Here is a 6113-nt window from a genome sequence, read left to right on the forward strand (position 1 = left end):
GAAAGAACATGAAGCTCATCCTCACCGCTGACGTGGACAACCTCGGTGCGCCTGGCGACACCGTGGAGGTCAAGGACGGCTACGGCCGTAACTACCTGCTCCCCCGCGGACTGGCAATCGTCGCCACCCGTGGCGCCGAGAAGCAGGTCGAGGGCATCCGTCGTGCACAGGAGGCGCGCGCTGTGCGCGGCCTGGATCACGCCAAGGAGCTCAAGGCAGCTATCGAGGGCCTCGAGTCCGTAACGCTGACGGTCAAGACCGCCGGTGGCTCGGGCAAGCTCTTCGGTTCGGTTACCGTCGCTGACGTCGCTGCTGCGATCAAGGCTGCCGGTGGACCGGTTGTCGACAAGCGCTCCATCGTGTTGCCGAAGGCTCACATCAAGAACACGGGCAAGCACGCCGTGGTCGTGAACCTGCACCCCGATGTGGTTGCCAAGTTCAACCTGAACGTCGTCGGCGCATAGTCGACTGTTCGTCTCGTCGGGCCCCGCACACTTCGGTGTGCGGGGCCCGACGTTTTGTTTCGGGGTGCGGTGTGCCGCCTGTCAGCGTCCCGAATCGGACCTGGGGATAACTCTCACACTGTGATGTTCGACTTGGTGATCAGTGACGAATCGGGCGAGGCAACACGCCCGACACGCCGACGCGCCGACTGTGGAAAAACTATTTTCATCAACAGGCCTGTGAAATTGTGGATAGCCATCTACATGGTCTTTTGTAGTTACTAAGCAAAGTAGTCCCCAAATGCTCCACAGGCGGTGCACACCGTGGGGCGGGAGTTTCCACAAAGCATCCACAGCTTTATCCACAGTCCGGTTTGTATGCGGACCTACTAGTCCCTAACGTCATCTCGGCGTCTATCTACAGCCCGGCCGAATGCGGCTAGGGGATGTCGGTGGGGGCAGGTACAAATGATGAGGGCGCTGCGGTTTCTGGCAGTGTCGTCGAGTGTTTTACGGGAAGGTCTCGCTTGTGGCTGTTGTAGATGATCGAGGACCTTCCGACTTCTCGGGGCCGGACTACCCGGGCCCTCCCGAGGCCGAGCCCGACCAGGAGTTCGGACGCCAGCCACCTCAGGACATGACTGCCGAGCAGTCGGTGCTCGGCGGCATGCTGCTGAGCAAGGACGCCATCGCTGACGTCCTCGAGGTACTGCGCCCGGGTGACTTCTACCGGCCCGCTCACCAGTCCGTCTACGACGTGATCCTGGACCTCTACAGCCGTGGCGAGCCCGCCGACCCGGTGACGGTCTCCGCCGAGCTCGACCGTCGAGGTGAGCTCCGCCGTATCGGTGGTGCTGCCTACCTGGTGACGCTGACCCAGACAGTGCCCACAGCCGCCAACGCCGCCTTCTATGCCGAGATCGTGGCCGAGAAGTCCGTGCTGCGTCGTCTCGTCGACGCCGGTACTCGCATCGTCCAGTACGGCTACGCCGGCACCGAGGGCCAGGACGTGGCCGAGGTTGTCGACCGCGCGCAGGCCGAGATCTTCGAGGTCACCGAGCGTCGAACCACCGAGGACTTCGTACCCCTCACCGAGCTCCTCCAGCCCACGATGGACGAGATCGACTCCATCGCCAGCCGCGGTGGAATTTCCCTCGGTGTGCCCACCGGATTCAAGGATCTCGACGAGATCACCAACGGCCTTCACGCTGGTCAGATGATTATCGTCGCGGCCCGTCCTGGTGTGGGCAAGGCGCTTGCCCTCGATACTCCCCTCGCGACGCCCAGTGGCTGGACCACGATGGGTGACGTTGCTGTCGGCGATCTGTTGATTGACAACCACGGCAAGCCGACGCGGGTTGTTGCCGCTACCGACGTGATGGTTGACCGTCCTTGCTACGAGGTCGAGTTTTCCGATGGAACAGTGTTGGTGGCCGACGAGCAGCATCAGTGGTTGACGGAGACGCGTGCTTCGCGCCGTTCAGCGCAGAACGCCAAGACAGGTTACAACCGCTATAAGAATCAAAAGACATTCGCCGAGGTCCGAACCACGGCGGAGATCGCATCGACGGTGCGATGCGCAACGGCGGATGGCCGCGTTAATCACTCTGTCGTGAATGCCAAGCCGCTCGACCTACCAACGCAGGATCTCCTTGTCCCGCCCTACACACTTGGCGCTTGGCTAGGTGACGGTTCTACTGCCTGCGCACAATTCACCACTGCTGATCCTGAGATCATCATGTTGATCGAGGCCGAAGGCCTGGTTGCAGTTCCGTCCAAGTCGGCGCATTTGCGCTACAGCCTTAAATTAGCCCCGGAAGATCCCGTCGCTCCGCGCGATTGCGTTGTGTGCGGAAAGAGCTTCGTGCCGTTCACCAGTCAGGTGCGAACATGCGGTCAATCATGCGGCGGCAAAGCACGTTTCATGTCTGACCCTGTACCTGCGCCAACCTGTTCACACTGTGGTGGACCTTCGATCGGGCTGCGACTGTGCCAGAAGTGCCGCAATGAGTACGGCACGGTTCAAGGACGCCTACGTACGATCGGTGTTCTGGGCAACAAGCACATCCCTGTCCAGTATCTCCGTGGGTCCGAGGCGCAGCGTCGTGCGGTTCTTGCGGGGCTTCTCGACACTGATGGAACTGTGACTGCCGGTGGCTCCGTTCAGTTTTCGGTAACCAACGAGCGCCTCGTCCGCGACGCCCAGGAATTAGTGGTCAGTCTTGGCTATCGCTGCCAAATGAGCACAAAGCGAGTCAACGGTCGCACCGAGGCTTCGTCGACTGCATTCACCTTGACCTTCTCGACTGATGACGAAGTGTTCGGTCTTACGCGGAAAGCGATGCTGCACAAGGAGCGTCGAGCGAGTAAAAGCACTGCGAGCAGCGGATCGCGCTACATTGTCGATGTTCGACCAATTGCGAGTGTTCCGGTTCGCTGCGTCGAGGTCGACAACGCCGACCACATGTACCTGGCCGGTCATTCGATGGTCCCGACGCACAATTCCACGCTCGGAATGGATTTCCTGCGTTCCTGCTCCATCACGCACGGCATGGCCAGCGTCATGTTCTCGTTGGAAATGAGCAAAACCGAGATCGTCATGCGTCTGCTGTCCGCAGAGGCAAAGATCAAGCTCGGCGACATGCGCTCCGGCAAGATGACCGACGACGACTGGACCAAGCTCGCGCGTCGCATGAGTGAGATCAGTGAGGCGCCGCTATTCATCGACGACTCCCCCAACCTCACCATGATGGAAATTCGCGCAAAAGCGCGGCGGCTCAAGCAGAAACACGACATTCGCCTGATCGTCATCGACTACCTCCAGCTGATGAGCTCGGGTAAAAAGGTCGAGTCCCGTCAGCAGGAAGTCTCCGAATTCTCCCGTAGCCTAAAGCTTTTGGCGAAGGAGCTCGAAGTTCCGGTTGTCGCGATCTGTCAGCTCAACCGTGGTCCCGAGCAGCGAACCGACAAGCGTCCCCAGGTCGCCGACCTTCGTGAGTCCGGTTCACTCGAGCAGGACGCCGACATGGTGATTCTGCTGTACCGCCCCGACGCGACCGAGCGAGACGATCCCCGTGGCGGTGAAGCCGACCTGATTCTGGGTAAGCACCGTAACGGCCCGACCGCGACAATCACTGTGGCGCACCAGCTTCATCTCTCGAAGTTCGTCGATATGGCGCGGGGATAGCTGCTGCCGCCATCGCCTGAAGGTGGGACAAGAATCGGTCATGGTGGGATTCGGGGCGAGCACCAGCGATTATGTCGATGTTGGGACGAAGCGCGGATGTAGGCCCAGCACACACCGTCCGGATCTGGGGCAGTTTGATTTGTGTACGGAACTTGTCGACCTGAGATACAGTGCGGCGACTGGGTCGCGTTGAAGAAATCGTGAGCGTGGTTCTTCAGTGTCTAGTCTGCGCAGGGTGGTTCGTAGCTGGCGACGGCGTAGTTTGTCGATGTTCGCCCGGGCGAGGTTGTACAGCGCAGTGCCTGTGGGTGTGAGTTCGCGAGTCCCATTGGGCATTCTTCGAGCGAAGATTTCCGTTCCGAGTGACTTGGAGAGGTACGCGCATTCTCGGCTGATTTGAGTGGTTCGGATTCCTAAAGTTGCTGCAGCCTCTGTCTCCCACGCGCAGAGGGCGGTTTCGGTGAATCGGCAGAGTCGAAGTGCGGCAACCATTTCACCGGAGAGCGCTAGATGGACAAATTCTTCGGGGTCGCCTGCCGTCGAGGCCGCGAGTGTGAGTGACAGACTAGTTCTTCGGAGGTCGCTGCGGCCGATGTCTCGAAGGTAGTGTTCTTCGCGTCCTCGGGCCGCCCATGTTCCGGATTGCACTGAATTGTGTTGTTTAGCTAGTGGGTTCACCGATTCGATGCTTGAGTAGGAGCCTATGGGCGGCCTCGCCGGATTTGTCTTGCAGGTCGGCAAGCATCGTCAGCACAATTTGCGGTAGCTATAGGCGGTGGGGCCGTGGAGCAGAGCAGCGCCGTAGGTTACGAGTGGGTCGCTGCCGGTCAGGGGTTGCCAGATGTAGCGCTGGATTTTCCATGTGAAGGCTTCGGTCAGGTAGGCGTTTGCCGCGCGAGCGAGGAGTCGAGTGTGATTGCGCCCGATATCAGAGGGGGCCGGGAAGATGCGTCGTCGGCGCCGGTAGTCGATCGGGGGTGGGCAAGCCATCGCTCGAGCTATTCGCGACATCCGCCGCGAAGCATTGAATTCTTGAAACATTTTTTCTTGCACAGTATTTCGCTCGCGGCCTTGTTTGTATCGTAGATTGGATGCGGGCAGGCGCATTTGTTGGGGAAAGCTTGTGCGGTCCCTTTCGCCTTCGGTGGCTACGGCATTACGAGTGCAGCAACGAGTCAGGTCTGAAGTCGGTCAAGATGCAGAACTTGCCGTAGTTTTCAGGCGCGGGGCTCTTTGAGCGTCGACCGCGGATCGAAGTCGGTGGACAACAATAGTGAATAGGTTTCGGCAAGTACAGGATCGACCCGTCGATCCTGGCGGAGTCGCTCACATGCGAAACTCAATTCGATTGGCCAAGAGGGTATTTGATTCTCGCATCATAGACCTGTGTAACCGCGTCCAAGCGCGCACCGGCCTCGCATGAGGACGCTAAGGGCATTTGGTTTCGATCGGCAAGTCTCCGCGATCGGCGCCAGAAGTGACAGTGCCGTGGCGCAGGGCATCAGTGCGGCAGAAGAGCGGCCACCTGGGCCTTGATCTCCCCCCTGATTTCGTCGACAGTACGAGCGATGTTTACGGTAGCCGCCATTGCGAGGAACATGATCGCCGACACCACGTGCGCCCGCGTTGCAGCCTCGGCCTCTCCGATTTGACCGCCTCGGCGCAGCACTGCTGCGATGGCTTCTTCGGTCTGGCCGACGATGGTGAGCGCTTCCGCATGGTGGGGTTCCTCGGGGTTGCCGAACACCATCTCCCGCAGGTAGGTGCGTCCGTTGTCGATCTGGGTGCGGTTGCATTCCACGATCGGGCCGATGATCGCCATCACCGCGTCGAGTACGTCGGAGATGTTTTCGGCATCCGTGCGGCCCCGCGCGAGTGCTTCGCTGTAGTTCGCGTTCTGCACAAGTAGGAGCAACTCGCCTTTCGTCTTGGCGTACAGGAACACCGTCCCGGTACCGACGTCCGCCTTCTCGGCGATCTGTTGGGTGGTGACATCGTCGACGCCGTACTCGGCGAAGAGTTCGCTGGCAGCGGCGGTAATACGGACAAGTTTCTGCTGCTTGTTTCGCTCGCGCCTTCCGGCTGGCTGGGAAGCGGATGGCATGACGGATATCCTTCGGGAATAGATATTGAGTACATTCAGTTATGACTGTAGTCAATATTGATGCGGTTCAGATGTCCCCTTGATCGTCCCACGAGACATCACCTCTGCATCGCACCGATGACCTACCTGACCGATTTACCTGAGGAGCACCCCGCTCATGACATCACCTTCACTCTGGCAACCGTTCGCCCTCGGACGCGTCGAACTCCCGCACCGACTCGCCTTGGCGCCGATGACCCGCAGCCGAGCAAACCCGGACGGCACCCCGGGCCCGCTCGTAGCGACCTACTACGGCCAGCGCGCCTCGCTCGGACTGGTCATCACCGAGGGCACCCAGCCCTCCGACGACGGGCAGGGTTACCCGAACACGCCTGGGATC

Annotated in this window: 5 protein-coding genes; 3 read left to right on the top strand and 2 right to left on the bottom strand. The window is 60.2% G+C overall.

Going from position 1 to position 6113, the window contains the following annotated elements:
- The first annotated feature begins 8 nt into the window (after window positions 1-8).
- Window positions 9-464 carry a 50S ribosomal protein L9 gene (gene rplI / locus A2J01_RS23340; RefSeq protein ID WP_007735531.1) on the top strand — a complete coding sequence of 152 codons (456 nt, stop codon included), beginning with the start codon at window positions 9-11 and terminating at the stop codon, window positions 462-464.
- Window positions 465-972: 508 nt separating this feature from the next.
- On the top strand, window positions 973-3630 hold the full coding sequence (dnaB, locus tag A2J01_RS23345; protein WP_030537129.1) for a replicative DNA helicase: 2658 nt from the start codon (window positions 973-975) through the stop codon (window positions 3628-3630).
- A 747-nt stretch (window positions 3631-4377) separates the two neighbouring features.
- Here the strand turns inward: dnaB and A2J01_RS35985 are convergent.
- Together A2J01_RS35985 and A2J01_RS23350 are read right to left on the bottom strand one after the other, a co-directional pair.
- Window positions 4378-4620: a hypothetical protein gene (locus tag A2J01_RS35985; RefSeq protein WP_152440006.1), complete on the bottom strand. Its 243-nt coding sequence runs from the start codon at window positions 4618-4620 to the stop codon at window positions 4378-4380.
- Between the two features lie 511 nt (window positions 4621-5131).
- Window positions 5132-5734 (bottom strand): TetR/AcrR family transcriptional regulator, encoded by a 603-nt coding sequence (locus A2J01_RS23350; RefSeq protein ID WP_007735533.1) that lies wholly within the window; start codon window positions 5732-5734, stop codon window positions 5132-5134.
- 157 nt (window positions 5735-5891) lie between these two features.
- Between A2J01_RS23350 and A2J01_RS23355 the strand changes: the two genes are divergently transcribed.
- On the top strand, window positions 5892-6113 hold a 222-nt coding region (locus tag A2J01_RS23355; protein WP_442971575.1), incomplete at its 3' end, for an oxidoreductase.

It is taken from the genome of Rhodococcus sp. EPR-134 (assembly GCF_001647205.1).
GTDB classification, from domain to species: Bacteria; Actinomycetota; Actinomycetes; order Mycobacteriales; family Mycobacteriaceae; genus Rhodococcus_F; species Rhodococcus_F qingshengii.